Origin of the sequence: Psychrobacter sp., from assembly GCF_036731945.1 — a bacterium.
GTDB lineage: Bacteria > Pseudomonadota > Gammaproteobacteria > Pseudomonadales > Moraxellaceae > Psychrobacter.
Genome location: NZ_DAINDI010000001.1, coordinates 49,139 through 51,273, shown reverse-complemented (window position 1 = coordinate 51,273; position 2,135 = coordinate 49,139). Strand labels below are relative to the sequence as shown.

2 protein-coding genes and 1 pseudogene are annotated in these 2,135 nt (G+C 38.6%); all 3 read right to left on the bottom strand.

Annotation, left to right across the window (positions count from 1 at the left end):
* A pseudogene (locus V7D75_RS00200) lies at positions 1–654 on the bottom strand (hypothetical protein); the annotation flags it as partial.
* Between the two features lie 66 nt (positions 655–720).
* The gene (locus tag V7D75_RS00195) at positions 721–1,185 is read right to left on the bottom strand and encodes a hypothetical protein (RefSeq protein ID WP_333612915.1); all 465 of its coding nucleotides are present in this window, start codon (positions 1,183–1,185) and stop codon (positions 721–723) included.
* A gap of 269 nt (positions 1,186–1,454) precedes the next feature.
* Positions 1,455–2,135: DUF7507 domain-containing protein (locus V7D75_RS00190; RefSeq protein WP_442968889.1), on the bottom strand; the 681-nt coding region annotated here is incomplete at its 5' end.

Genomic DNA, 2,135 nt, shown 5'->3' with positions numbered 1-2,135 from the left:
CAAAGTTTTTGTTGCCTTGTTAGCTGGGCTAGCAATTGCTGCAATTTTAGTACTTGTGACGGAAAGCTGTAGGTTTTGCGTACTGCCGCCCTGATTACCTGTGGTCTTAGCGTTGATAGTAATTTCTACTGAATATCCGGCTGATAATGGGAAGGAGCCACTAGGAATCCCATTAATGGTATATTCTTCTGTTTTCACTCCAGCCGCGTTTTTGATGATTACATTGGCATTTGAGCCAGCAAGATTGTATTTACCACTTGATAAATCGGCGAGAGCAAAACTATAAGTATCATCTAGGTTGCCAGTATTTGTTAAGGTATGTTTAAACGTTACAAACCCTTCCGGCGCAACTGTTGAGTTTACATTCTTTTCGTCATTTTGGACGTCATCTAGATTATTGGCTGTTAAAGAGAATGAAATAACTTCGTTGATATTGACAGTTACAGGGTTAGACTCTACATCTTTCTGTATTTGACCACTTACGCTATAACTAGCAGTTGCAACGTTTCTGATAGTTTTAGAGTTGGTTCCAGCGTTACCACTTTCTGTGGCTGTTGGCGTTGATGAAGGTGCAGCATTAGCGCCAGTAGATAAACCCATTACTGCGGCAACACCGACAGCAAGCAAGCTATAGTTAAAAGTGTTTGATTTCATTTATTACTCCAAAAAAATGATTATTGCTAGGGTAAAGGTCAAAGGGAACGAGCGGTAAAAAATGGCTTAATTAACAGTAGTATTTAGAGCGACCGCTGCTGATTTCTGTGCGGGCAATAACTTGATATTCCAGCGCAGGGTACGATATTCAGAAAAAGGAATTTTGACCATTTTGCCGTCGACTTTACGCATCAATGGCATGTCGGCGTAGTTTTTACCGTCGATACTCGCTTGCGCGGTTGAAGGGATAGCTTCACCAGTGAAGGTCATGTTCGCAGGAATAGGCAGCACAACTGCCAAGTCTTGTATGTCTTTATTGATTGTGTTGCTATAGGTGGCTTTATACTGAATGACCGTACCAGCCGGCGCATTACGAACTGGTAGATAAGTGGTTTTGCCCTCAGCGTTCTTGATGACTTTGTTGGCAGTTAAATCCATCTTTAAGGCGTCATCGGCATTGGCTGTACCTAATAAAAGTACTGATGCTGAGATAGCGAATAAGGTATGGCGTAAAAAATGAGAACCTTTCATATGAAATCCTTTATTAAATCGTCACTATCGGAAATGATTTGGCTTGTGCTGCCAGCAAACTGGATAGTTATTAGGCTTTCGATAAGTTGAAAAATATCGACTGTACTCTTAGAGTGGATTTTTACAAATTGCTTACATACTGTCACTATAAAAGCGACAAAAGGTCGTTTGAGGTAGCTGAACGGTAAAAGCCCTATCTGGAAAGATAGGGCTTTTGTTGGAAATAATTAAGTTTCGAATATTGGAGAAAATGCAAGAGGTGATAGATATTAGGGATCTACGGTTGTTCCGTACTTGGTGTTGAAACGTATAGCACTACGATTCTGAGGATTTAAAGAAAAACCATTAGTGATTATTTTCCCATTGTTATTAATAGCTACTGAATCATTAGAAAAGGTAGGATTTCCCGTATTTTCACTTATGGGAATAGGGTTCGTCAAAGTGGATGTCACAAGAATACCGTTCTTTATATCTTTCACTTGCAATGAATCGCTGATAATAATATCGGTCAAAGTGACATTGCCACGATTAACAGCTTCGATACGATAAGCGATACATTGTCCAGGATTTACATCTTTTAGTGGTTTCTTACTAAAGTTTTTGTTTAATGAATCTTCATAGTTTACATTTATACTCATCAAATCAGTCAACGTACAAGAATGGGCATACTGGCTTTTAATCAATACTAAAGCTGCATTATCTTGAATAACGTCACCAAAATCATTTCCAGAATAAGTGTACTTATTATCGACTATATCTATCTGCTGAGTATTACTAGTGGTGTCTACAGAGTATAGATAGTTAGGAGGTTCATTCTGAGTGATACATAATTTGGTGTTATTGCTAATTTGTGAAGGTGTTAAGATGAAGCTGTAGGTTCCATCAGAATTGATATTGACAGTTTGAGAGGTAAACGTATCGCTTTCTGAACATTGACTTAGAGTAATTGT